The following is a 25,052-nucleotide window of genomic DNA, read 5'->3' on the forward strand; positions in this document are numbered from 1 at the left end:
CCAGCGAACAGAGGTGGATCAGTCGACATCATCATTGGATGTGACGCCGCCTTCGCTGGAAAGCCAGCTCCTACAGGGGGTTCGCGGTGTTGTCGGAATAGGGGCGGGCATAAAAAAAACGGCCCGAAGGCCGTTTTTTTGGTTACCGCAAAGGCTCAACCACCCAGGTACGCTTCGCGCACTTTAGGATCGGTCAGCAACGCCTCACCCGTGCCTTGCATCACCACCCGACCGTTTTCCAGAACGTACGCGCGATCGGCGATTTTCAACGCCTGGTTGGCGTTCTGCTCCACCAGGAACACCGTCACGCCATCCTTGCGCAACTGTTCGATGATGTCGAAGATCTGCTGGATGATGATCGGCGCCAGACCCAGCGAAGGCTCGTCGAGCAGCAGCAGCTTGGGCTTGCTCATCAGCGCCCGGCCGATGGCGAGCATTTGCTGTTCGCCGCCGGACATGGTGCCGCCGCGCTGGGCAAAGCGTTCTTTCAGGCGTGGGAAAAGTCCGAGAACCTTGTCCATCTGTTCCTGATAGTCACTCTTGTTGGTGAAGAAACCGCCCATGGCGAGGTTTTCTTCCACGGTCAGGCGGGCAAAAACCCGACGACCTTCCGGCACGACAGCGATGCTCTTGCGCATGATCTGCGCCGAGGTCTGCCCCACGAGCTCTTCGCCCATGTAGCGGATGCTGCCGCTGTGGGCCTGTGGCGAACCGCAGAGCGTCATCAGCAGGGTCGACTTGCCGGCACCGTTGGCACCGATCAGCGTCACGATTTCGCCCTGACGGATTTCCACGTTGACGCTGTGCAAGGCCTGGATCTTGCCGTAGAAGGTGGAAACGTTTTCGAATTGCAGCATTTACGCTTCCCCCAGGTAGGCTTTGATCACTTCAGGATTGTCGCGGATCTGTTCCGGCGTGCCGTCGGCCAGGGGAGTGCCCTGGTTGATCACGACGATGTGGTCGGAAATGCTCATGACCAGTTTCATGTCGTGTTCGATCAGCAGCACGGTGACGTTGTGCTCTTCACGCAGCATGCCGATCAGCGCTTTCAGGTCCTCGGTTTCCTTCGGGTTCAGGCCGGCGGCCGGTTCGTCGAGCATGAGGATCCGCGGGCGGGTCATCATGCAGCGAGCGATTTCCAGGCGACGTTGCTGACCGTAGGCCAGGGTGCCGGCCGGACGGTTGGCAAACGCCGTGAGGTTGACCTTGTCCAGCCAGTACTCGGCAAATTCCATGGCCTCGCGCTCGCTCTTGCGGAACCCCGGGGTTTTGAACAGGCCGGCCAGGAAGTTGGTGTTCAGGTGACGGTGCTGGGCGATCAACAGGTTCTCGACCGCCGTCATGTCCTTGAACAGCCGCACGTTCTGGAAGGTGCGCACCACGCCTTTGAGGGCGATCTTGTGGCCGGGCAAGCCTTCGATCGCCTGGCCGTCCAGCAGGATGCTGCCGCCGCTCGGTTTGTAGAAACCGGTCAGGCAGTTGAAGACGGTGGTCTTGCCGGCGCCGTTAGGGCCGATCAGCGCCACCACCTGTTTTTCCTTCACGGTCAGGGCCACGCCATTGACCGCCAGCAAGCCGCCGAAGCGCATGCTCAGATTTTCGACTTTCAGGATCTCGCGGCTCATTTGCGCAGCTCCATGTGGGGACGTTGCATGGGCAGCAGGCCTTGAGGGCGCCAGATCATCATCAGCACCATCAAGGCGCCGAACATCAACATGCGGTACTCACTGAACTCACGCATCATTTCAGGCAACAGGATCATCACCACGGCGGCCAGGATCACGCCCAGCTGCGAGCCCATGCCACCCAATACCACGATGGCGAGAATGATCGCCGACTCGATGAAGGTGAAGGACTCCGGCGTTACCAGGCCCTGGCGCGCAGCGAAGAAGCTGCCGGCGAAACCGGCGAAGCTGGCGCCCAGGGTGAAGGCCGACAACTTGATGACCGTAGGATTGAGACCCAGCGCACGGCAGGCGATTTCATCTTCACGCAACGCTTCCCAGGCGCGACCCAGCGGCATGCGCAGCAGGCGGTTGATGACGAACAGCGCGGCCAGCGCGAGGAACAACGCAACCAGGTACAGGAAAATCACCTTGTTGATCGAGTTGTAGGCCAGGCCGAAGTACTCGTGGAAGGTCTGCATCCCTTCTGCCGCTTTACGCTCGAAGGTCAGGCCGAAGAACGTTGGCTTCTCGATGTTGCTGATGCCGTTCGGCCCCCCGGTGAGACCGGTCAGGTTACGCAGGAACAGACGGATGATTTCACCGAAGCCCAGGGTCACGATCGCCAGGTAGTCACCGCGCAGGCGCAATACCGGGAAACCGAGCAGGAAGCCGAAGGTGGCCGCCATCAGGCCGGCGATCGGCAGGCAGATCCAGAAGCTCAGGCCGTAGTAGTGCGACAGCAACGCATAGCTGTAGGCGCCGACAGCGTAGAAGCCCACGTAACCCAGGTCGAGCAGGCCGGCCAGGCCGACCACGATGTTCAGGCCGAGGCCGAGCATCACGTAGATCAGCACCAGGGTGGCGATATCCACCGCCCCGCGAGAGCCGAAGAACGGCCAGACCAGGGCGCCGGCGATCAACGCGATGATGAACCAGCGCTGGGTGGTCGGCAGGGTCAGGAAGTGACTGGCCTTGGCCGGAATCAGCGGCATGCTTGGCGAGGAGCGCCAGGCCGAGCTGATCTGCTGGTCGAACAGCACCCGCAGGAACATCAATACCGAGCACACGGCGATGGTGATCAGCGTGGCGTCACTGGTGCCATGGACTTCGAGGTTGATGCCGACGATAGTCAGTTTCAGCCCCAGTACCGGATACGCCACAGCCCACACCAGCAAGGCGCTGAACAACGCCTGTTTAAGATTCCTAGTCATACTTTCTCAACCTCCGGACGGCCCAGCAGGCCGGTTGGCCGGAACAACAACACCAGAACCAGCAGGCCGAACGCCACGACGTCCTTGTACTGGTCGCCGAAGATATCGGCACCGAAAGCTTCCGCCACCCCCAGCACGATCCCGCCGAGCATCGCGCCGGGAATGCTGCCGATACCGCCCAGTACCGCGGCGGTGAAGGCCTTGAGGCCGACGAGGAAACCGGCGTTGGGGTTGATCACGCCGTATTGCATGCTCAACAGCACGGCCGCGATGGCCGCCAGTGCGGCACCGATGACGAAGGTCAGGGCGATGATGTTGTTGGTGTTGATGCCCAGGAGGTTGGCCATCTTGATGTCTTCGGCACAGGCGCGGCAGGCGCGACCCAGGCGAGAGCGGGAGATGAACAGCGTCAGGCCGAGCATGGCGACGAAAGTCACCACGAACACCACGATTTGCATGTAGGAAATCAGCACTTCTTGTGCGCCACCTGGCCCGAAAGAAAAGTTGCCGGGGATCAGGTTGGGGATGGATTTGTCCTTGGAGTCTTGCGCCAGCAGAACCGTGTTCTGCAGGAAGATCGACATGCCGATGGCGGAAATCAGCGGGATCAGACGGTTGCTGCCGCGCAGGGGGCGGTAGGCGATCCGTTCGATGCTGTAGCCGTAGGCACTGGTGACGACGATGGTTGCGATGAAAGCGGCGGTCATCAACAGCGGAACACTGTCGAGTCCCATCATGGTCAGCCCGGCGATGGCGATGAACGCCACGTACGAACCGATCATGTACACCTCGCCGTGGGCGAAGTTGATCATTCCAATGATGCCGTAAACCATCGTATAGCCGATGGCGATCAGGGCATACGTGCTGCCAATGGTCAGACCATTAACCAGCTGTTGGAAAAAGTGATAGATGTCAGGCATTACAGCGCTCCTAAAAACCTGATACGCATTTCACTGGTGGAGTCATTTTCCCGCTCGAGCCCCATGGATCTGCACCCACTTCGAATTCGAGCTTGGCCAGCGAACCGCTGATGACGGTTTTGAGATTTTCAGGTGGGGAGACTGGCGGATCACGCCAGCGCGGCCCAATACGTTCGTAAAACAAAGCCCACGGCACGCCGTGGGCTTTGTTGGCAGTCAGTCAGGCAACGCCTTACTGAGGCTTGGCTTCAGTTTTTGGTTTGCCGAAGTGCCACTCGTAAACCACGAATTTGAAGTCTTTCAGGTCGCCCTTGTCATCGAAGCTCAGGTCGCCGGTCGGCGTCTTGAAGGTGCCTTTGTGGATGGCTTCAGCCACTTTGGCCGTGTCTTCGGACTTGGCAGCCTTGATGGCGTCAGCGATGACGGTCACAGCGGAGTAGGACGGGAACACGAACGGACCGCTCGGGTCTTCCTTCTTGGCTTTGAACGCGTCAGCCAGGGCGATGTTGGCCGGATCCTGGTCGAAGGATTTCGGCAAGGTCACCAGCAGGCCTTCGGAAGCGTCCTTGGCGATCTGCGAAATCGAGTCGTTACCCACGCCTTCCGGACCCATGAACTTGGCTTTCAGGCCTTTTTCACTGGCTTGACGCAGGATCAGGCCCAGCTCCGGGTGGTAGCCGCCGTAGTAGACGAAGTCGACGTTGGCTTGCTTGAGCTTGGAGATCATCGACGAGAAGTCCTTGTCGCCGGCGTTGATGCCTTCGAACACGGCAACCTTGGTGCCTTTTTTCTCGAGGGTTTGTTTAACGGCGGTGGCGATGCCTTCACCGTATTGCTGTTTGTCGTGCAGAACAGCAACGATCTTCGGTTTTACGAAGTCGGCGATGTAGTTACCGGCGGCAGGGCCCTGGGCGCTGTCCAGACCGATGGTGCGGAACACCATTTTGTAACCACGGGAAGTGATGTCCGGGCTGGTGGCAGCCGGGGTGATCATGATCACGCCTTCGTCTTCGTAGATGTCCGAAGCCGGTTGGGTGGAGCTGGAGCACAGGTGACCGACGACGAACTTGACGCCGTCGTTGACGACTTTGTTGGCCACTGCCACGGCTTGTTTCGGATCGCAGGCATCATCGTATTCAACGGCCTGGAGTTGCTTGCCGTCTACGCCGCCCTTGGCGTTGATCTGTTCGATGGCCATTTTTGCGCCACTGAATTGCATGTCGCCATACTGGGCTACAGGGCCGGTTTTAGGGCCGGCGATGCCGATCTTGATGGTGTCGGCTGCGAACGAATGGCTGGCCACCCCGGCCAGAACCATAGCGGCAAACAGTTTGGAAATCTGCTTAGTAGCCTTAGTCATAGTGCTCCACTCTTACTGTTGTAGTTTTTATAGTCCTGGCGCCGTAGCAGCAGAACCGGGTCAGATATCTTCGATACCCTCCGGAAATGCCCCCGGCAACTGTACCGGTACAGTGTAGAGCGCCGATTGTCAGCCTGGGAAGCTGGCGCCAGGGGGCAAAACCTGAGGGTGTCGCTTAATTGAAAGAAAAAGACAGAATCGCGGCGGGGGTTATAGCTGAAGTATCAGCAATCCTTGGCTTTCCTGCTGTTTTCGATCGGTCACTCAATTGCATCCGGGTTTTTCTGCCAGACCACCGACGTTATGATGACGACGACGATTTCTTTTCCGGACAGACCCATGACTCAAGAACCTAGCACCCTCTATGCCAAGCTGCTTGGTGAAACCGCATCTATTACCTGGAAGGAGCTGGAACCGTTCTTCGCCAAGGGTGCCCTGTTATGGGTCGATCCTGGCCTGGATTTGATCGTTGCCGCCGAGGCCGTGGCCACGGACGAGGGGGAGAAAGTGGCTGCCTGGCTGGCCGCCGACCAGCTCGCCAAGCTGTCTGAAACGCGGGCGCTGGATCTTTTCGAACGCGATCCCGAGCTGTGGGCAGTGGTCGTTTCGCCGTGGATTCTGATCCAGGAAAGGGCGACGAGCTGATAGTGCGCACATTATTGGTGCACTGCTTTGCCGGATAAAAGTGTGTAGGTGAGTAGCGTGATGGCATGTTGCCGTGAAGAAAGGCCACAGAAGGGTCTTGGCGAGGGTGACGTGCGCGTAACGGGAACAGTTTATTGCGCTGCCTTGGGGCTGCTTAATTGTTTCTGATTGTGAGCGAGACGATGGGTTTCGCGGCCAATATTTGACGGTCTTTAATCAAGAGGAAGCTAAATAATGTCAACCCTGCCGCCGCTTGGATTTGCCGGGATTGGCCTGATGGGCTTGCCCCTGTGCCGACGCCTGCTGGCGGCGGGTTATCCGTTGACCGTGTGGAATCGCAATCCGGCCAAATGCGCGCCGCTGGTCGAGGCCGGCGCGCGACAGGTCGCCACGCCTGCCGAGTTGTGCCAGCACGCCGACGTGGTGATGTTATGCCTGGCGGACACTTCAGTCGTGCGCGAGGTGGTTTTTGGCGCGGCGGGGGTGGCGCAAGGTGCGAAAAGCGGCCAACTGCTGGTGGATTTTTCCAGCCTGGAACCGGCCGCCACGCGGGAGATGGCGGCAGCGCTGGTCAGCCAGACCGGCATGAGCTGGCTGGACGCCCCGGTGTCCGGTGGCGTGGTCGGCGCGGAGGCCGGCAGCCTGGCGATCATGGTCGGCGGCGAAGCGGCGGATCTGGAGCGAGTTCGGCCGCTGCTGCTGAGCCTTGGTCAGCGCGTCACCCACATGGGCGCCGTCGGGGCAGGGCAGGTGACCAAGGCGTGCAATCAGATGATTGTCGCCTGCAATGCGCTGGTGATCGCCGAAGTGGTGGCGTTGGCCGAGCGTTCCGGCGTCGATGCCCGCCTGATCGCCGAGGCCCTGGCCGGCGGTTTCGCCGACTCCAGGCCCTTGCAGATACTCGCGCCGCAAATGGCCGAGAGTCGTTTCGAACCGGTCAAATGGCATGTTCGCACGTTGCTCAAGGACCTCGACGCCGCCGTGCAGTTTTCCCGTGAACAGGGCTCCGCCACGCCCATCAGCGGCTTGGCCGCGCAACTGATGCGCCTGCATGGGGGCCAGGGCTTTCTGGAAAAGGATCCGTCAACGCTGGTGCAGCTGTATCGCGAGCCAGGCTCGGAGGTCTGACTGCACTCAAGTGCTTGCGTTGGTTGATTTCGTTGCCTTTGGAAATAACTCGTTGCATGGGCCACGCCTGTTGCCATGGGCAGGTATCAGCTTTACGAATAATTACAGACAGCTCCAGCGGGCCTGACTAGATTGCAGGCTCCGGGACAGTGATGTCCCAATAACAATAAAAGAGACGGACCCATGCAGAACTCGACCCAAGCGGCGAATGCCTGGCGCATTCTGTTCCTGCTGTTCCTGGCCAACCTGTTCAACTTCTTCGACCGCACCATTCCGGCCATCATCATCGAGCCGATCCGCATGGAATGGCACCTCAGCGACTTTCAGCTGGGGATCATCGGCACTGCATTCACCATCGTCTATGCCATCGCCGGCCTGCCGTTAGGGCGGATGGCCGATACCGGTTCGCGCAGCAAACTGATGGGCTGGGGCCTGGCGGCGTGGAGCGGGCTGACAGCCGTCAACGGCCTGGTGGGCAGCTTCTGGGGTTTCCTGATCGTGCGCATGGGCATCGGCATCGGCGAAGCCAGTTATGCGCCAGCGGCCAACTCGCTGATCGGCGACCTGTTCCCGGCCCACCGCCGTGCGCGAGCAATGGGCATTTTCATGCTCGGCCTGCCGCTGGGGCTGTTGCTCGCGTTCTTCACCATCGGCTGGATGGTCAAGGCGTTCGACAGCTGGCGTGCGCCATTCTTCATCGCGGCGGTGCCGGGGCTGATCCTGGCGGTCTTCATGTTCTTCATCAAGGAGCCCAAACGCGGCGCAGCGGAAAGCGTACAGGTCTCGCAGGAACGCGTGGACCGGCCAATCCGTCGCATACTGGCGGTCCCGACCTTCCTGTGGCTGGTGATGGCGGGGCTCTGTTTCAACTTCGCGACCTACGCCTGTAACTCGTTCCTGGTGCCGATGCTGCAACGCTATTTTCTGATGCCGCTGCAGGACGCCGCAGTGGCGACCGGGGTGATCGTCGGCGTCACCGGGTTGTTCGGCCTGACGCTGGGCGGCTGGGTCGCCGACAAGATCCACCAGCGCATCGCCAATGGTCGCCTGCTGTTTGCGGCCTTCAGCCTGATCATCTCGACGGTGTGCACGGGCTGGGCCCTGCATTCGGGGCGGATCGAGATCGGGGTGTTTGTGGCGGTGTTCAGTGTGGGCTGGTTGTTCGCCTATAACTTCTATACCTGCGTATACACCGCCATTCAGGACGTGGTCGAACCGCGCCTGCGGGCGACGGCCATGGCCCTGTTCTTTGCCGGGCTGTATCTGCTCGGCGGTGGATTGGGGCCGGTGGTAGTGGGGGCTCTGTCCGATCACTTTGCCCATGCCGCCATGCTCTCGGCCGGTGCCGAGCAGATGAGCGAGGCGTTCAAGGCGGTCGGCTTGCACGATGCGATGTACCTGATCCCGGTGGCGCTGTTCTTGACCATGGTGTTTCTGGTCCTGGCTTCGCGGTGTTTTGTGCGCGATGCCAAGCGGATGAAGGAAGGGTTGGTGGGGGTAACCGAGCCTGGGATTTCTGCGGCGACTGCCTGATCGCCATGGCGGGCAAGCCCGCTCACCACAGTGTCCGTGTCGAGCACAAAATCCATGCACGCCACTGAACCTGTGGCAGCGGGCTTGCCCGCGAAGAGGTCAACAGCAACACCCTAACAATCAAGCAGACAAAAAAAGGCCCGCATCGCTGCGGGCCTTCTTTTTCACCGGTGGAGCAGGGGCTTAACCTGCCACCAACACCCGGATCGCTTCCAGTCGCAACGCCGCCTTGTCCAGCATCGCCAAACCTTGCTCACGCTGTTTGCGCAGGGCAATCAGTTCGCTGTCGCGCACGGTCGGGTTGACCGCTTGCAACGCGGTCAGGCGCGCCAGTTCTTCGTCGGTATCGGCGGCCAGGCGCCGCTGTGCTTCGGCAACGCGCTCGGCGTGACGCGGGAAGATCTTCTCCTCGCCGGCGTTGATCCGTGGCGTCAGCTGATCGCGCTGGGCCTGGATGAACTTGTTGGCGCTGGCGCGAGGCACGCTTTCCAGCTGGTCGTTCAGCGTCTCGAACGAGACCCGGGCCGACAGGTCGTTGCCATTGGCATCGAGCAGGCAGCGCAGGGCGGCTGGCGGCAGGTAACGGCCCAGTTGCAGCGAGCGCGGGGCAACCACTTCGCTGACATAGAGCAGTTCCAGCAACACGGTGCCAGGCTTGAGCGCCTTGTTCTTGATCAACGCCACGGCGGTGTTGCCCATGGAGCCGGACAGCACCAGGTCCATGCCGCCCTGCACCATCGGGTGTTCCCAGGTGATGAACTGCATGTCTTCGCGAGACAGCGCCTGGTTGCGGTCGTAGGTGATGGTGACGCCTTCGTCGTCGCCCAGCGGGAAGCTGGCGTCGAGCATTTTTTCGCTCGGCTTGAGGATCAGGGCGTTTTCCGAGTGGTCTTCGCTGTCGATACCGAAGGCGTCGAACAGGGTTTCCATATAGATCGGCAGGGTGAACTGATCATCTTGCTCGAGGATGTCCTCGACCAGCGCATCCCCTTCGCCAGCGCCGCCGGAGTTGAGCTCCAGCAAGCGGTCACGGCCGGTGTGCAGCTCGGCTTCCAGGCGCTCACGCTCGGCGCGGGCTTCGTCGATCAGGGCTTGCCACTCGCCATCGTCGGCATTTTCCAGTAGCGGCAGCAGGCGCGGGCCGAACTGGTGCTGCAAGGCGTTGCCGGTCGGGCAGGTGTTGAGGAAGGCGTTGAGTGCTTCGTGATACCACTGGAACAGCCGCTCTTGCGGGCTGGTTTCCAGGTACGGCACGTGCACTTCGATGATGTGCTTCTGGCCGATCCGGTCCAGACGGCCGATACGCTGTTCCAGCAAGTCCGGGTGGGAGGGCAGGTCGAACAGTACCAAGTGGTGCGAGAACTGGAAGTTGCGACCTTCACTGCCGATTTCCGAGCAGATCAGCACTTGCGCGCCAAATTCTTCGTCGGCGAAGTAGGCGGCGGCGCGGTCACGCTCGAGGATGTTCATGCCTTCATGGAACACCGTGGCCGGGATGCCGGAGCGCACGCGCAGGGCGTCTTCCAGGTCCATGGCGGTTTCGGCGTGGGCGCAGATCACCAGCACTTTGGTGCGCTTGAGCATCTTCAGGGTGTCGATAAGCCATTCGACGCGCGGGTCGAATTTCCACCAGCGTTCTTCTTCGTTGGCGTCCGGCAGGGCCTGGAAGCTGACTTCCGGGTACAACTCGGCGTGATCGCCCAGCGGCAGTTCGAGGTATTCGTCCGGGCACGGCAGCGGATACGGGTGCAGCTTGCGTTCCGGGAAGCCCTGCACCGCGGCGCGGGTGTTGCGAAACAGCACGCGGCCGGTGCCGTGGCGGTCCAGCAGTTCGCGGACCAGGCGGGCGGCGGCTTCGGTGTCGCCATCGTTGACCGCGGTCAGCAGGGCTTCGCCTTCATTGCCGAGGAAGCCGTGGATGGTCTTGTGCGCTTCGGGCGACAGGCGCCCTTTGTCCAGCAGTTCCTGAACGGCCTCGGCCACCGGGCGATAGTTTTCGCTCTCGGCGCGGAAGGCCTGCAGGTCATGGAAACGGTTCGGGTCGAGCAGGCGCAGACGGGCAAAGTGGCTGTCCTGGCCCAGTTGTTCCGGGGTTGCGGTCAGCAGCAATACGCCCGGGATCGTTTCGGCAAGCTGCTCGACCAGGGTGTACTCGGGGCTGGCCTTGTCTTCGTGCCACACCAGGTGGTGGGCCTCATCGACCACCATCAGGTCCCAGCCGGCGGCGAACAGCGCGTCCTGGGCCTTTTCGTCTTCCACCAGCCACTCCAGTGCAACCAGCGCGAGCTGGGTGTCTTCGAACGGGTTGGAGGCATCGCTTTCGATGAAGCGTTCTTCGTCGAACAGCGCGACTTGCAGGTTGAAGCGGCGACGCATCTCCACCAGCCACTGGTGCTGCAGGTTTTCCGGCACCAGGATCAGCACGCGGTTGGCGCGACCCGAGAGCAGTTGGCGATGGATCACCAGGCCGGCTTCGATGGTCTTGCCCAGGCCCACTTCATCCGCCAGCAGTACCCGCGGCGCAATGCGGTCGGCAACTTCACGGGCGATGTGCAACTGGTGCGCGATCGGTTGCGCACGCACGCCGCCCAGGCCCCACAGCGCAGACTGCAATTGGCGGCTGGTGTGTTCCAGGGTGTGATAACGCAGGGAGAACCAGGGCAGCGGATCGATTTGCCCGGCAAACAGGCGGTCACTGGCCAGGCGGAACTGGATGAAGTTCGACAGTTGGGTTTCCGGCAGGGTGACCACTTCGTTCTGTGCATTGAGGCCGTGGTAGACCAGCAGGCCATCGACGTCGTCGACTTCCTGTACGGTCAGTTTCCAGCCTTCGAAGTGAGTGATCGAATCGCCCGGCGAAAACCGCACACGCGTGAGCGGCGCATTCCGTAGCGCGTACTGGCGAGTGTCGCCAGTGGCCGGATAGAGCACGGTCAACAAGCGGCCGTCCTGTGCCAGAACGGTGCCCAAACCCAGCTCGGCTTCGCTGTCACTGATCCAGCGTTGCCCCGGTTGATACTGCTGCGCCATGCTGCCTGACTCCCACCTTGAAAAAGCGGGCTATCTTAACGGAATGAGGGCTTCAGGGCCAAAGGACTCTCATAAAACTCACGGTATTTACCTTAGACTACCCAGACGAGGGGGCAGGCCGGGGCACCTATTCGTGCCAACCGGGTCACAGTTTGCGACCGATGGCTAAAGTCGCCATCTGCGCGGCCGACAGCCTGCTGACAGGAGACCCATCATTATGCTGCCACCGATGCTCCCCTTGAGTGCGGTTCCGATCACCTCACAGCTCGACCCGGTCCGCCCGCGTCCGGATATTCCGCCTGTGGCGGCGGTGCAGGAAAGCTCCAGCGAAAGCACGATCGACCTGCAGCAACACGACCCGGAAGAAGCGGCCTTTCAATTGCGCGAGGAACATCGTCGCAAGCAGGAGCGGGACAAGCGTCGTCGTGAAGCTGATGAAAGCGTCGAAGTGCACCTGGCGATTCCCGGTACCGAGCTCAACGCCGACGACACCGTGCCGGTCGCGCCGCTGATTGAGGGCGAGCCGCGTCAGGGTTTGTGGGTTGATATCAAGATTTGAGGCGATGGCTGTTCAGGGTTGCCGTCACACCGCATATTATGATGACAAACCTGCCAAGCGATGTACTGAACCCCATGAGCCAAGACGACAAACTGATCGACCTCAACACTGAACGCGCCAAGCGGGTTCATGACCTCAACGAAAAACGCCTGAACGAAGTGCGCCAGGCGTTTGAACAGGCCATGCCGTTGGGTAAGGCGAAGAAAAAGCCGAAAAACAAACCGAAAAAGCGTTGATGCCCCCTGCATCGGTTGATGCAGATCAATTTTTCCCCGCCTTTACGCCCAGTCTCGGGCGACATTGATCCCGGTCAATTTTCTCTTCTGCCTGATTGGTTACCTTAGCTCCATCGCAACAGGGCAACTGCAGGAGAGCCGTCATGTTTCTCGACAACGTGGTGATTGCCGGAGTGCTGACCGTCGGCCTCATGGTGGTGTTTTTCGCAGGGTTTGGATTTTTTATCTGGAAAGACTCGCATAAGCGCAAGCCGTAGGTCTTTGTGGATGTAATGAGCACGCAAGGCATTTTGGGCGACTTCGGTCGCCTTTTTTTTCGTCTGCGAAAGTCTATTTGAGGTACATGGATCCCACATTTTGATTGGCGGTGTCTGGAATGTCTAGTCCTGAAATAGGTTTACACCTGTTTCACCCCAACGCCCGATGCACCGCATCGGGCGTTTTGTATTTCAAGGACAGGTGCGGGCGTTCCTGGTTGTAGATTAGGATCGCCTCTCTCACCATCTTTTCAGCCTCTGTCAGATCGTTAGGCCGATGAAGCAACAACTCAGTTTTAAGGATGCCGTTGACCCGCTCTGCCAAGGCGTTTTGGTAACAGTCATAGCCATCAGTCATTGAGCACGTTATGCCGTGTCTTGCGTGCAGTTTTTGGTAAAGCGTCGAGCAGTACTGCACTCCACGATCCGAGTGGTGAACCAATCGCTGACTGCTTCGTCGCGTCTTCAACGCCATGCGCAAGGCTTGAGCCACCGAGTCGGCATGCAGACTGCCATGCACGTGATAACCGACAATTTTCCTCGAGAAGACATCCGTCACCAAGCTCAAGTAAGCCGGGTCATCACGTTTGGTGGACAGATAAGTGATATCCGCCACCCAGACCTGCTCCGGGCCGGTGGCAACGATTTGCTGGGGGCCAGGCTTCAGGAGGTTGGGATGGCAGCGGAAGCGGTGATGGCTGTCAGTTGTCTTGTGATAGGCCCGTTTTCTGCGTACCAAATACCGGTGATCGCGCAACACTTCAAACAAGCGATCTCGGCCAACATGCAGTTCCGGCTTGTCATGCTTTGCGTGCATCAGTGAGTGCAGTTTCCGGGTGCCCAGACAGGGTTGCCGCACGCGGATTTCCTGCACAAACTTGATAAGCTTCTGATCCTGCTCGACCCGCGCCCGATAGACCCGATCACGCTTGTAATAGGCCTGTCGACTAATCCCCATAAACTGGCAAGCCCTGCAGACACTCAGGGTTTGGGTTTGCGCAACGACTTGCCTGGCCGCTTTTTTACGATAGATACGCCGTAATCGTTCTTCAGGACATCGACCACGTCTTCGAAGAATTTGGCTTTCTGATTCGCCAACGCCAACTGCTCCTCAAGCTCTTTGATTCTCTGCTCGGGAGTTAATGGCAAAGTAGGCTCGTCCATCGGTCGGACCCTCTGAGCGCGAATGGAAGCGCCTTGACTCCAGTCCTGCCGACCATACTTGCGCAACCAAACCAGCACCGTCGACCGGCCCTGAATCCCGTAGCGCCGTTGAGCCTCTTTATAACTCAACTCGCCTTTTTCTACTTGGTCGACAACCGACAATTTAAAAGTCAGCGTGTAATCTCGCTGACTGCGTTTTTCGCCCGTATCCATTGCACCTTCCTGATAAGAAGCCAGAAGGTGTAAACCTTATTCAGGACGAGTCAGAAGCAATAAAAAAGGCGCGAACCTCACGGAACGCGCCTTTTTTGTGCCGCTTCTGTATCAGCTGCCAAGTACCTTGGAAGCCAGCCAGAACAAGCCGGCCGACAGCGCCACCGTTGCCGGCAGGGTCAGGACCCATGCCAGCAGGATGGTTCTGACGGTGCCGCCTTGCAGGCCGCTTTTATTGGCGACCATGGTGCCGGCCACGCCCGAGGACAGGACGTGGGTGGTGGACACCGGCAGGCTGAAGATGTTGGCCATGCCGATCAGGCTCGCGGTAGTGATCTGGGCCGACATGCCTTGGGAGTAAGTCATGCCCTGCTTGCCGATCTTCTCGCCGATGGTCAATACCACACGTTTCCAGCCAACCATGGTACCCAGGCCGAGGGCCAGGGCAACCGCCAGAATCACCCAGAACGGCGCGTATTCGGTGGTGGTGGTCAGGTCTTTGCGCAACTTGTCCAGGTCAGCCTTTTCACGGGGAGCGAGGCCAGGCAACTTGCCGACCTTTTTCGCTGTATCGTCAAGGCACAGCAGGTAGCGACGCACTTCGATGCGGCTTTCCGCCGGCAGCGAGTGATAGTCGGCTACACCCTTGAGGGTGCCGAGCAGGGCGGTGATGGTCGGTTCGGTCTGTTGCGGGTTGCAACGGAATTTCTCCGGCAGATCGCCTTCCACGCTTTTGCCCAGGGCCAGGTATTCACCCAGCGTATCGGCATTGCGCTTGTAGAATTGGCTCAGGTGCAAGGTCGCGTCGCGAGTCCGTTCGATCTGGTAGGTCGTGCTGCCCAGGTCGAGCACGAACTGCGCCGGGACGATACCGATCAACACCAGCATGATCAGGCCGATACCTTTCTGGCCATCGTTGGAACCGTGCACGAAGCTCACGGCCATCGCCGAAATCACCAGCACCAGGCGGTTCCAGAACGGCGGGTGCTTCTTGTCGTCGATCTTGCGGCGCTGTTCCGGGGTCTTGTGCATCTTCGACAGTGGACGCCACCATTTAAGGCCGATCAATATCAGGGCGGCGACCAGGAAGCCGGCCATCGGCGAGAACACCAGCGAGGCACCGATGTCGATCGCTTTCTGCCAGTTCACGCCATCGGCCAACGGAATGTCGTTGATCAAGGCATTGGCCAGGCCGACACCGAGAATCGAACCGATCAGCGTGTGGGAACTGGAAGCAGGGATGCCGAAATACCAGGTGCCGAGGTTCCAGGTAATGGCGGCGGCAAGCAACGAGAACACCATGGCCAGCCCGTGTCCGGTGTTCACATTGATCAACAGCTCTACCGGCAACAGGTGGACGATGGCGTAGGCCACGCCAACCCCGCCCAGCAGTACGCCGAGAAAGTTGAACACACCGGAAAAGAACACCGCCAGATGAGGCGGCATGGCTTTGGTGTAGATAACAGTGGCCACCGCATTAGCGGTGTCATGAAAGCCGTTGATGAACTCGAAGGCGAGGACAAAGGCCAGGGCGAGCAAGAGGCTCACAAGCACCCAAGCATCCAGTCCGCTGAATAAATCGATCATGAAGGTTTTCTGACCCGGTCGTAAGGGGGCGCGATTATGCCAGAAAAGACTGGAAATCGATGCACTTGCTGCTCATCGGTAACATTCTTCAACGAATTAAATTGTAAAAATACCTTGGGCCCCCGTGTTTTGCCGGGTTTTACAAGTCATTGAATTGCTTTGGAAAGCCCGCAGGCACAAGGCATTCTCTCGTAATACCGAGAGGCTTCAACGCTTGTGTGAAATTTCTGAAAAGAGGGCCAGACATAAGCCATTTACCTCATCCGGTGGGAGAGGCAGCCGCTGCCCGCGGATAACGGGCGCGAAAAGGCAACATCTATACACCGCGCTTGTAACGGGTGCAGACACCAGGCCCTTGAAAGGAATCCGGCCGAGACTGTCACGGCTCTTCGGCTTTGAGTTCCTTTTCCATTTTCTGCAGTTCTTGAGTGAATGCCTGATCCTGAACGGTGGCGCGTTTACGCCAAGGCTTGCGTTCCGGTTCTGGCTGGGCGGCGTAGGTGGTGACTTCCCCGCCGTATACTTCCTTGTAGCGTTGTTCCTGGCGCTCAAGTTCCGCGCGCAGTTCGTCTTTCGTCACAGTGATACCTGATTGAGATGAGATTAATTCTGGTGAAACGCGCTGCATTGAACCTATTGGTCGCGCTCGCCGAAAAGACAAAACCCGCGAAGGCTTCGTTCCTGGGCATTTGCGATCAATACTTCCATGTTGCAGGCGGCCACGGCACCAGAGACAAATAGCTGACGTAGCATCAGATTCCTGTTCCAGCGAGCGCCAGGTTGTAACCTGTGAAATGAGCGTCTGGCGCTTGCTGCGGGCAGCGGCGATGGGACATCGCGCTACCGGGTGGCGAACTCAGGTGAAAACCGAGCACCACTGAACTGTATTATAGCGGTCGATTCGAAGAACACTATCGCCAACGCGTTAAAAGTGGTTCTCCATATGTGATTGTTTTGTTGTTCGCAACTTCAGGGCCAACTAGGGCGCGCCACACAGCGGTGTCTTTCTGACGCCATTAAGTCGGTCAAGTAAGGACAATTACATTTACCCTCTTATGCCTGTTCCGCGCAAGCGTGAATCGCCCTGGGAAGGTATCAATCCGCTGAGCTATCATCGGGTGCAGTGGCCACCAATTGCGATTATCGGCTGTGCGTTCGATAATCGCCCAGTGTTGGCCGCCATGGCTTGTGCAGGACGCCGGGAGCCGCTTGTAATAGTCGCTGATCCGTGTGGGAAAAGGACCTGATATGAACGATCAAATGCGCAATGCCTTCGCCTCCGTGGCCCCGCCAATCGTTGCGTCGCCGGCCAAGCGGATCCAGGCCATGACCGGTGACCCGGATTTCATGACGTCCCTGGCCCGTGGCCTGGCCGTGGTGCAAGCGTTCCAGGAGCGCAAACGGCACCTGACCATCGCTCAGATCAGCCATCGCACGGAAATTCCTCGCGCCGCGGTGCGACGTTGCCTGCACACCCTGATCAAGCTCGGCTACGCCACCACTGACGGTCGCACCTATTCGCTGCTGCCCAAAGTGCTGACCCTCGGCCATGCCTATGTGTCCTCGACCCCGTTGGCAGTGTCCGCCCAGCCCTATCTGGACCGCATGAGCGAGCAACTTCACGAGGCGTGCAACATGGCCACGCTGGAAGGCGATGACATCCTGTATATCGCCCGCTCCGCCACCACCCAGCGGCTGATTTCAGTTGATTTGTCGGTGGGCGGACGCCTGCCGGCCTATTGCACGTCCATGGGCCGGATTCTGCTCGCCGCCCTGGACGACACTACGTTGCGCGAGTACCTCGATCATGCGGAGTTGCAGGCCAAGACCAGTCGCACCTTGCATACCCCCGAGGCGTTGCTCGAATGCCTGCAGGAAGTGCGGCAGCAAGGTTGGTGCATCGTCGATCAGGAGCTCGAGCAAGGCCTGCGCTCGATTGCCGTTCCGGTGTACGACGCGTCCGGGCAAGTCGTGGCGGCCTTGAATGTCAGTACTCACGCCGGCCGGGTCAGCCGCAACGAGCTGGAACAGCGTTTCCTGCCGGGGCTGCTGAGCGCCAGCCGTGACCTCAGTGCACAGCTCTTCGCCTAAGTTGTTCGATAACCGCACACAGGTGTCGTTGTCGAATTGACGTTCCTTCCTCTGGATCACTAATGTCGCGGCAACGTCAGCCACCTCGAGGCAGGTGCTGGTGATTGCGCCGTGGCGGCGACTTCGGCGGTGGCCGCCTTCGCCAGCAAGCCGGTCTCGCTCCCACAATTGATCGCATTCCCCTGTGGGAGCGAACCGGCCCCTGGCGTTCCGACGAGCTTTTGGGATAGGTAGGCAGACAACAATCTGTGCGATAAACGAACACTCAGTCGATTATCGGATTGTTTGGCGAATTTCAGGGGCTTACTCTTCAGTCATTCCGGCGCTGCGCATCGCGCCTTTTTCTACCACTGTCGGTTCATAACAAAACGGGAGCCTGCCCCATGGCTGAAATCCTTTCGCTGCACGACGCGGTGAAGCAATTCGTTAACGACGGCGATACCGTCGCACTCGAAGGCTTCACCCACCTGATCCCTACCGCGGCGGGTCATGAAATCATTCGCCAGGGCAAGAAAGACCTGACCCTGGTGCGGATGACCCCTGACTTGATCTACGATCAATTGATCGGTGCCGGGTGTGCTCGCAAGCTGATCTTCTCCTGGGGTGGTAACCCGGGTGTCGGTTCGCTGCACCGTCTGCGCGATGCCGTCGAGAAGCAGTGGCCGCACGCGCTGGAAATCGAAGAACACAGCCACGCCGACCTGGCCAATGCCTACGTCGCTGGCGCTTCCGGGCTGCCTTTCGCTGTGCTGCGCGCCTACGCCGGCTCCGACCTGCCGAAGGTCAACCCGCTGATCAAGACCGTCACCTGCCCATTCACTGGCGAAGTGCTGGCAGCCGTACCGTCGGTACGTCCGGACATCACCGTGATTCATGCGCAGAAGGCCGACCGCAAAGGCAACGTGCTGCTGTGGGGCATCCTCGGCGTGCAAAAAGAAGCCGCGCTGGCGGCCAAGCGTTGCATCGTGACCGTCGAAGAAATCGTCGATGACCTTAATGCTCCGATGAACGCTTGCGTACTGCCGACCTGGGCCTTGAGCGCGGTCTGCCACGTCCCTGGCGGCGCACATCCGTCCTACGCTCACGGTTACAACGAGCGCGACAACCGTTTCTACCAGGCTTGGGACCCGATTGCCCGCGACCGTGAAACCTTCACCGCGTGGATCAACGAGTACATCCATGGCTGCGCTGACTTCAGCGAGTTCCAGGCCAAGCTGGCCGCTGCTTCGGAGGCGAAGTAATGACTTACACCACCAATGAAATGATGACCGTCGCCGCCGCCCGCCGTTTGAAGAACGGTTCGGTGTGTTTCGTCGGCATCGGCTTGCCGTCGAAAGCTGCCAACCTGGCACGTCTGACATCCTCGCCAGATGTAGTCCTTATCTACGAATCGGGTCCGATCGGTGCCAAGCCGAGCGTACTGCCGCTGTCGATCGGTGACGGCGAGCTGGCGGAAACCGCCGACACCGTAGTCCCGACCGGCGAGATTTTTCGCTACTGGCTACAGGGCGGGCGCATTGACGTCGGCTTCCTCGGCGCTGCGCAAGTCGACCGTTTCGGCAACATCAATACCACCGTGGTCGGCGACTACCACGCGCCGAAAGTCCGTCTGCCGGGTGCCGGTGGGGCGCCGGAGATCGCCGGTTCTGCCAAGAGCGTGTTGATCATCCTCAAGCAGTCGGCGCGTTCCTTCGTCGACAAGCTCGACTTCATCACCTCGGTCGGTCATGGCGAGGGCGGTGATTCACGCAAGCGTCTCGGTCTGCCGGGCGCCGGTCCGGTCGGCATCATTACCGACCTGTGCATCATGGAGCCGGAAGCCGGCACCCATGAATTCGTGGTCACCGCACTGCACCCGGGCGTGACCCGCGAGCAAGTGAGCGCTGCCACGGGTTGGCCGATTCGTTTCGCCGAACACGTTGAAAACACCGCCGAGCCGACCGAAGTCGAGCTCAAGGCACTGCGCGATCTGGAAGCCCGCACTGCCGCGGCCCACGGCCAAGCACCTGGAGAAGCGTGATGCGTGACGTTTATATCTGCGATGCGATTCGTACCCCCATCGGCCGTTTCGGCGGTGGCCTGTCGGCGGTTCGCGCCGACGACCTGGCTGCCGTGCCGATCAAGGCGCTGATGGAACGCAACCCGTCGGTGGACTGGACCGCGGTGGACGAGGTGTTCCTCGGTTGCGCCAACCAGGCCGGTGAAGACAACCGCAACGTGGCACGCATGGCGTTGCTGCTGGCGGGCCTGCCGGAAAGCATTCCGGGCGTGACCCTCAACCGACTCTGCGCCTCGGGCATGGATGCCATCGGCACCGCATTCCGGGCCATTGCCAGCGGCGAGATGGAACTGGCGATTGCCGGTGGCGTCGAGTCGATGTCCCGCGCACCGTTCGTGATGGGCAAGGCTGACGCGGCGTTCTCGCGCAACATGAAGCTGGAAGACACCACCATCGGCTGGCGTTTCATCAATCCGTTGATGAAAGCCCAGTACGGCGTGGATGCGATGCCGCAGACCGCCGACAACGTCGCCGACGACTACGAAATTTCCCGCGAGGATCAGGACGCGTTTGCACTGCGCAGCCAGCAAAAGACCGCCGCCGCGCAAGCTGCAGGATTTTTCGCCGAAGAGATCGTCGAAGTGCGCATTGCCCACAAGAAGGGTGAAACGGTCGTCAGCCAGGACGAGCATCCTCGCGCCGACACCTCCCTGGAAACCCTGGCCAGGCTGAAACCGGTAAACGGTCCCGACAAAACCGTGACCGCAGGCAATGCCTCGGGTGTGAACGACGGTGCGGCCGCGTTGATCCTGGCGTCCGGCGACGCGGTGAAGAAGCACGGCCTGACGGCCCGCGCCAAAGTATTGGGCATGTCCAGCGCCGGCGTCGCCCCTCGGGTCATGGGCATCGGCCCGGTCCCGGCGGTGCGCAAACTGACCGAACGCCTGGGCCTGGCAGTCAGCGATTTCGACGTGATCGAACTCAACGAGGCCTTCGCCAGCCAGGGTCTGGCGGTGTTGCGCGAACTTGGGCTGGCGGACGACGCGGCTCAGGTCAACCCGAACGGGGGCGCCATTGCCCTGGGCCATCCGTTGGGCATGAGCGGTGCGCGCCTGGTGCTGACCGCGCTGCATCAGCTGGAAAAGACCGGTGGCAAGAAAGGCCTGGCAACCATGTGCGTCGGCGTCGGCCAGGGTCTGGCGTTGGCTATCGAGCGCGTCTGATACGTCGCCTGGATAATAAGAACTGAGGAATGCTCCATGACTGACAAGCCTGGTTACCGTCGCCCGCAGGCGGGCACTCAGCCGGATTACCTGCACCCGGCCTACCAATCCACCAACCGTCGCTCGCCGTCCAAGCCGCTGGTGTTCTTGCCTCATTCGCTGTCGGAAATTACCGGTCCGACCATCGGCGCCGAGCGCATCAACGAGAAGGACAACGACCTGACCGCTCAACACCAGGGCGAACCGCAGGGCGAGCGGATCATCGTTCATGGCCGTGTGCTGGATGAAGACGGCTTGCCGGTACCGGGGATCCTGGTGGAGATCTGGCAGGCCAACGCCGCCGGTCGCTACAACCATGATCGCGACCTGCACGATGCACCGCTGGACCCGAACTTCACCGGTACCGGCCGCACCGTGACCGACGCCGATGGCTGGTACCAGTTCCAGACCATCAAGCCCGGCGCCTATCCGTGGGGCAACCACCACAATGCGTGGCGTCCGGCGCACATCCATTTCTCGCTGTTCGGCCCGAGCATCCTGACGCGGCTGGTCACCCAGATGTATTTCCCCGGTGACCCGTTGCTGGCTTACGACCCGATCTACAACTGCGTACCGGATACGAGTGCCAAAGAGCGTCTGATCGCCAGTTTCGACCTGGAAAAGACCATTCCTTCCTACGCCCTCGGTTATCGCTGGGACATCGTCCTGCGCGGCCGCGAAGCCACGCCGATGGAGAAATAAGATGACGCTGAACGCGACCACGTCCCACACCGTCGGGCCGTACTATCACATTGGCCTGACCTGGCTGAACCGCGAAAACCTGACCGTCGAGCAAACTCTGGGTGAGCGCGTGGCGATCACCGGGCAGGTCATCGATGGCAACGGCGATGTCGTCAACGACGCCATGCTGGAAGTCTGGCAGGCCAACGCCGCCGGCAAGTACGACCACCCCGAAGACGATCAGGACAAACCCCTGGACCCGAACTTCGAAGGCTTTGGCCGCGTGCCGGTGGATGCCGAGGGGCGTTTCCGCTTCACCACGATCAAGCCGGGCACGGTGCAAGGCCTCAAAGGCACGACCCAGGCGCCGCACTTGGTGGTACTGGTGTTTGCCCGTGGGTTGGTGAAGCACTTGCTGACGCGGATCTACTTTGATGGCGAGCCGGCCAATGTGGCTGATTCGCTGCTTGAATGCGTGCCTGCCGAGCGCCGCGATACCTTGCTGGCGAAGAAGGATGCATCGGGTGTTTATCAGTGGAACGTGATTTTGCAAGGGACTGATGCGGAGACGGTGTTCTTCGATTATTGAGAGAACACCATCAATCCTGTGGGAGCGGGCTTGCCCGCGAAGGCGTCGTGTCAGGCAACATTGATGTCGACTGGCACGACGCCTTCGCGGGCAAGCCCGCTCCCACAGGGGTTGTGTATTGCTAAAGCTTCTGTGGAACGGGACTGTTGCAAATTGTGTCTAGACTCTGACAGTCCCCAAAGAGTGAATACCCATGACTACCCCCACCGCTATTCCAGCGCACTACACCGGTGAAGAGCGCAGTAAGAGAATCTTCGCGATTGTCGGCGCCTCCTCGGGCAATCTGGTCGAATGGTTCGACTTCTACGTCTACGCCTTTTGTGCGATCTATTTCGCGCCAGCGTTCTTTCCGTCCGACAACCCCACGGTGCAGCTGGTGAATACCGCTGGCGTGTTCGCCGCCGGGTTCCTGATGCGACCGATCGGCGGCTGGATTTTCGGCCGGGTCGCGGACAAGCACGGGCGCAAGAATTCGATGTTGATCTCGATTCTGATGATGTGCTTCGGTTCGTTGCTCATCGCTTGCCTGCCGACCTACAAGGACATCGGCGTCTGGGCGCCGATCATGCTGCTGTTCGCCCGCTTGTTGCAGGGCTTGTCGGTGGGCGGCGAGTACGGCACCACGGCGACCTACATGAGCGAAGTCGCCCTCAAGGGCCAGCGCGGTTTCTTCGCCTCGTTCCAGTACGTGACGCTGATCGGCGGGCAGTTGCTGGCGGTGTCGCTGGTGGTCATCCTGCAACAGTTCCTCACCGAGGACGATCTGCGTGCCTACGGCTGGCGGATCCCGTTTGTGGTCGGTGCAGTGGCGGCGCTGATTTCGCTGTTCCTGCGTCGTTCGTTGAAAGAAACGACCAGCAAGGAAATGCGCGAAAACAAGGACGCCGGCAGCATTCGTGCGCTGTTTCGCGATCACAAAGCCGCGTTCATTACCGTGTTGGGTTACACCGCCGGTGGTTCGCTGATTTTCTACACCTTCACCACGTATATGCAGAAGTACCTGGTGAATACCGCAGGCATGCATGCCAAGACGGCCAGCTACATCATGACCGGCGCGCTGTTCCTGTATATGTGCATGCAACCGTTTTTCGGCATGCTCGCGGACAAGATCGGCCGTCGTAAGTCGATGCTCTGGTTCGGCGCCCTCGGTACCTTGTGCACCGTGCCGATCCTGTTGAGCCTGAAAAGCAACACCAATCCGTTCCTGGCCTTTGTGCTGATTACCCTGGCGCTGGCGATCGTCAGTTTCTACACGTCTATCAGCGGTCTGGTCAAAGCCGAGATGTTCCCGCCGGAAGTGCGCGCGTTGGGCGTCGGCCTGGCGTATGCGGTGGCGAATGCGATCTTTGGTGGTTCGGCGGAGTATGTAGCCTTGAGCCTCAAAGCCGTGGGCATGGAAAACTCCTTTTACTGGTACGTGACGGTGATGATGGCGGTGGCGTTCCTGTTCAGCCTGCGCCTGCCGAAGCAGCCGAAATATTTGGAACACGATCTTTGATTTTTTACCCGTGGGCCTGACCGGCCCACGCCTTCAGGGACTGTTTATGAACCAGCGACCGGGCAATCAGTTGTTCGATGCTTATTTCACTGCCCGCGATATGCGTGACGTGTTCTGCGATCAGGGCCGGGTCCAGGCCATGCTCGATTTCGAAGCGGCACTGGCCCGGGCCGAGGCGCGGGTCGGGTTGATTCCGCCGACTGCGGTCGCACCGATCGAAGCGGCTTGTCGGGCCGAGCATTACGACTTCATTGCCCTGGGTGAGGCGATTGCCACGGCGGGCAATTCGGCGATTCCGCTGGTCAAGGCACTGGGCAAGCAGATCGCCAGGCACGATGCCGAAGCCGAGCGCTTTGTGCATCTGGGCGCGACCAGTCAGGACGTGATGGACAGCGGCCTGGTCCTGCAACTGCGCCGCGCGCTGACGTTGATTGAAAACGATCTGGCGCAACTGGGGGCAACCCTCGCGAGCCAGGCCTTGCGTTACAGCGCCACGCCACTGGCCGGGCGCACCTGGTTGCAACATGCGACGCCAGTCACCCTCGGCATGAAGATCGCCGGCTGGCTCGGCGCCGTGACCCGCAGCCGCCAGCGTCTGCAAGCACTCAAGCCACGACTGCTGGTGCTGCAATTCGGCGGAGCCTCCGGGACACTGGCGGCCCTCGGCGAGCAGGCGATGCCGGTCGCCGAAGCACTGGCAGCCGAACTGCAACTGGCCTTGCCCGAACAACCCTGGCACACCCAGCGCGATCGCCTGGTGGAATTCGCTGCGGTGCTGGGTTTGATCGCCGGCAGCCTCGGCAAATTCGGGCGCGACATCAGCCTGTTGATGCAGACCGAAGCGGCCGAAGTCTTCGAACCGTCGGCACCGGGCAAGGGCGGTTCCTCGACCATGCCGCACAAACGCAACCCGGTGGGCGCAGCGGTGCTGATCGGTGCCGCGACCCGGGTACCGGGTCTGTTGTCGACTCTGTTCAGCGCCATGCCTCAGGAACACGAGCGCAGCCTGGGCCTGTGGCATGCCGAGTGGGAAACCCTGCCGGAGATTTGCTGCCTGGTGTCCGGTGCGCTGCAGCAGGCGCTGTCGCTGGCCGACGGGCTGGAAGTGGATGCCGATCGCATGGCTCGCAACCTCGACCTGACCCAAGGCCTGGTGCTGGCCGAAGCAGTGAGCATCGTCCTCGCCCAACGGGTCGGCCGCGACACTGCCCATCATCTGCTCGAACAATGCTGTAAGCGCGCCGTGGCGGAACACCGTCACCTGCGCGCGGTACTCGGCGACGAACCGCAAGTGACCGCCGAGCTGTCCGCTGTTGAACTCGATCGTCTGCTGGACCCCGCCCATTACCTCGGTCAGGCCCATACCTGGGTCGAGCGAGCGGTGGCTGAACATTCTGCGTTGACTGCCTGAAGGAGACTGCT

The 25,052-nt window shown here is 60.3% G+C and carries 24 protein-coding genes; 14 read left to right on the forward strand and 10 right to left on the reverse strand.

The features are described from left to right. Positions 1-155: 155 nt before the first annotated feature. The 5 genes from ELQ88_RS08475 to ELQ88_RS08495 all read right to left on the reverse strand — a co-directional run bounded on the left by ELQ88_RS08475 (position 156) and on the right by ELQ88_RS08495 (position 5,158). Complete coding sequence (locus ELQ88_RS08475) at positions 156-857, reverse strand: ABC transporter ATP-binding protein (RefSeq protein ID WP_128871720.1); 702 nt, start codon at positions 855-857, stop codon at positions 156-158. Continuing rightward, the gene (livG, locus tag ELQ88_RS08480; protein WP_128871719.1) at positions 858-1,625 is read right to left on the reverse strand and encodes a high-affinity branched-chain amino acid ABC transporter ATP-binding protein LivG; all 768 of its coding nucleotides are present in this window, start codon (positions 1,623-1,625) and stop codon (positions 858-860) included. Beyond that, positions 1,622-2,878 (reverse strand): high-affinity branched-chain amino acid ABC transporter permease LivM, encoded by a 1,257-nt coding sequence (locus tag ELQ88_RS08485; RefSeq protein WP_128871718.1) that lies wholly within the window; start codon positions 2,876-2,878, stop codon positions 1,622-1,624. Before ELQ88_RS08485 ends, livG begins: the two co-directional genes overlap by 4 nt. Then, on the reverse strand, positions 2,875-3,798 hold the full coding sequence (livH, locus tag ELQ88_RS08490) for a high-affinity branched-chain amino acid ABC transporter permease LivH (RefSeq protein WP_138964567.1): 924 nt from the start codon (positions 3,796-3,798) through the stop codon (positions 2,875-2,877). The genes ELQ88_RS08485 and livH overlap by 4 nt, the downstream gene beginning before the upstream one ends. A gap of 232 nt (positions 3,799-4,030) precedes the next feature. Then, on the reverse strand, positions 4,031-5,158 hold the full coding sequence (locus ELQ88_RS08495) for a branched-chain amino acid ABC transporter substrate-binding protein (protein WP_128871716.1): 1,128 nt from the start codon (positions 5,156-5,158) through the stop codon (positions 4,031-4,033). Positions 5,159-5,497: 339 nt separating this feature from the next. Here ELQ88_RS08495 and ELQ88_RS08500 point away from each other — a divergent pair, with 339 nt between their 5' ends. From ELQ88_RS08500 to ELQ88_RS08510, 3 genes are all read left to right on the forward strand, one after another. Next, positions 5,498-5,803, forward strand: coding sequence for a DUF2288 domain-containing protein (locus ELQ88_RS08500; protein WP_128871715.1), 306 nt, complete (start codon positions 5,498-5,500; stop codon positions 5,801-5,803). Between the two features lie 231 nt (positions 5,804-6,034). After that, positions 6,035-6,931, forward strand: a complete 897-nt coding sequence (locus ELQ88_RS08505; RefSeq protein WP_138964569.1) for an NAD(P)-dependent oxidoreductase — start codon at positions 6,035-6,037, stop codon at positions 6,929-6,931. 183 nt (positions 6,932-7,114) lie between these two features. Beyond that, positions 7,115-8,464 carry an MFS transporter gene (locus tag ELQ88_RS08510; protein ID WP_138964571.1) on the forward strand — a complete coding sequence of 450 codons (1,350 nt, stop codon included), beginning with the start codon at positions 7,115-7,117 and terminating at the stop codon, positions 8,462-8,464. A 183-nt stretch (positions 8,465-8,647) separates the two neighbouring features. Here the strand turns inward: ELQ88_RS08510 and rapA are convergent, their stop codons facing one another. Further along, positions 8,648-11,494 (reverse strand): RNA polymerase-associated protein RapA, encoded by a 2,847-nt coding sequence (gene rapA / locus ELQ88_RS08515; protein WP_128871713.1) that lies wholly within the window; start codon positions 11,492-11,494, stop codon positions 8,648-8,650. A 217-nt stretch (positions 11,495-11,711) separates the two neighbouring features. On the opposite strand from rapA, the gene ELQ88_RS08520 reads away from it, so the two are divergent. The 3 genes from ELQ88_RS08520 (at position 11,712) to ccoM (ending at position 12,546) form a co-directional block, all read left to right on the forward strand. Beyond that, positions 11,712-12,053 (forward strand): aspartate-semialdehyde dehydrogenase, encoded by a 342-nt coding sequence (locus tag ELQ88_RS08520; protein WP_128871712.1) that lies wholly within the window; start codon positions 11,712-11,714, stop codon positions 12,051-12,053. 74 nt (positions 12,054-12,127) lie between these two features. Beyond that, positions 12,128-12,289: a hypothetical protein gene (locus ELQ88_RS34280; protein WP_007906621.1), complete on the forward strand. Its 162-nt coding sequence runs from the start codon at positions 12,128-12,130 to the stop codon at positions 12,287-12,289. Between the two features lie 143 nt (positions 12,290-12,432). Next, positions 12,433-12,546 carry a cytochrome c oxidase subunit CcoM gene (gene ccoM / locus ELQ88_RS35010; RefSeq protein ID WP_275938805.1) on the forward strand — a complete coding sequence of 38 codons (114 nt, stop codon included), beginning with the start codon at positions 12,433-12,435 and terminating at the stop codon, positions 12,544-12,546. 151 nt (positions 12,547-12,697) lie between these two features. On the opposite strand, the gene ELQ88_RS08525 is transcribed toward ccoM, so the two are convergent. From ELQ88_RS08525 to ELQ88_RS08535, 4 genes are all read right to left on the reverse strand, one after another. Beyond that, a complete protein-coding gene (locus tag ELQ88_RS08525; protein ID WP_346342818.1) occupies positions 12,698-13,624 on the reverse strand; it encodes an IS3 family transposase in 927 nt (308 codons plus the stop codon). Continuing rightward, a complete protein-coding gene (locus ELQ88_RS34570) occupies positions 13,528-13,923 on the reverse strand; it encodes a helix-turn-helix domain-containing protein (protein ID WP_228761568.1) in 396 nt (131 codons plus the stop codon). Before ELQ88_RS34570 ends, ELQ88_RS08525 begins: the two co-directional genes overlap by 97 nt. A gap of 111 nt (positions 13,924-14,034) precedes the next feature. Beyond that, positions 14,035-15,510 carry an inorganic phosphate transporter gene (locus ELQ88_RS08530; RefSeq protein ID WP_128871711.1) on the reverse strand — a complete coding sequence of 492 codons (1,476 nt, stop codon included), beginning with the start codon at positions 15,508-15,510 and terminating at the stop codon, positions 14,035-14,037. 379 nt (positions 15,511-15,889) lie between these two features. Then, complete coding sequence (locus ELQ88_RS08535; RefSeq protein WP_007935837.1) at positions 15,890-16,090, reverse strand: hypothetical protein; 201 nt, start codon at positions 16,088-16,090, stop codon at positions 15,890-15,892. Between the two features lie 668 nt (positions 16,091-16,758). Here ELQ88_RS08535 and pcaR point away from each other — a divergent pair. From pcaR to ELQ88_RS08580, 8 genes are all read left to right on the forward strand, one after another. Further along, the gene (gene pcaR / locus ELQ88_RS08540; RefSeq protein WP_128871710.1) at positions 16,759-17,601 is read left to right on the forward strand and encodes a pca regulon transcriptional regulator PcaR; all 843 of its coding nucleotides are present in this window, start codon (positions 16,759-16,761) and stop codon (positions 17,599-17,601) included. A 383-nt stretch (positions 17,602-17,984) separates the two neighbouring features. Further along, positions 17,985-18,842 carry a CoA transferase subunit A gene (locus ELQ88_RS08545; protein WP_074874180.1) on the forward strand — a complete coding sequence of 286 codons (858 nt, stop codon included), beginning with the start codon at positions 17,985-17,987 and terminating at the stop codon, positions 18,840-18,842. Then, entirely contained in the window at positions 18,842-19,621 is a 780-nt protein-coding gene (locus tag ELQ88_RS08550; RefSeq protein ID WP_138964575.1) for a CoA-transferase subunit beta, read from the forward strand. The genes ELQ88_RS08545 and ELQ88_RS08550 overlap by 1 nt, the downstream gene beginning before the upstream one ends. Beyond that, positions 19,618-20,823 (forward strand): 3-oxoadipyl-CoA thiolase, encoded by a 1,206-nt coding sequence (pcaF, locus tag ELQ88_RS08555; RefSeq protein ID WP_178084678.1) that lies wholly within the window; start codon positions 19,618-19,620, stop codon positions 20,821-20,823. Before ELQ88_RS08550 ends, pcaF begins: the two co-directional genes overlap by 4 nt. 36 nt (positions 20,824-20,859) lie before the next feature. After that, positions 20,860-21,564, forward strand: coding sequence for a protocatechuate 3,4-dioxygenase subunit beta (gene pcaH, locus ELQ88_RS08560; protein WP_138964579.1), 705 nt, complete (start codon positions 20,860-20,862; stop codon positions 21,562-21,564). Between the two features lies 1 nt (position 21,565). Beyond that, on the forward strand, positions 21,566-22,132 hold the full coding sequence (pcaG, locus tag ELQ88_RS08565) for a protocatechuate 3,4-dioxygenase subunit alpha (RefSeq protein WP_128871707.1): 567 nt from the start codon (positions 21,566-21,568) through the stop codon (positions 22,130-22,132). 193 nt (positions 22,133-22,325) lie between these two features. Further along, entirely contained in the window at positions 22,326-23,630 is a 1,305-nt protein-coding gene (locus ELQ88_RS08575) for an MFS family transporter (protein ID WP_138964581.1), read from the forward strand. 46 nt (positions 23,631-23,676) lie between these two features. Beyond that, a complete protein-coding gene (locus tag ELQ88_RS08580) occupies positions 23,677-25,041 on the forward strand; it encodes a 3-carboxy-cis,cis-muconate cycloisomerase (protein ID WP_138964583.1) in 1,365 nt (454 codons plus the stop codon). Positions 25,042-25,052: the final 11 nt, after the last annotated feature.

Source organism: Pseudomonas sp. MPC6 (assembly GCF_006094435.1).
GTDB lineage: Bacteria > Pseudomonadota > Gammaproteobacteria > Pseudomonadales > Pseudomonadaceae > Aquipseudomonas.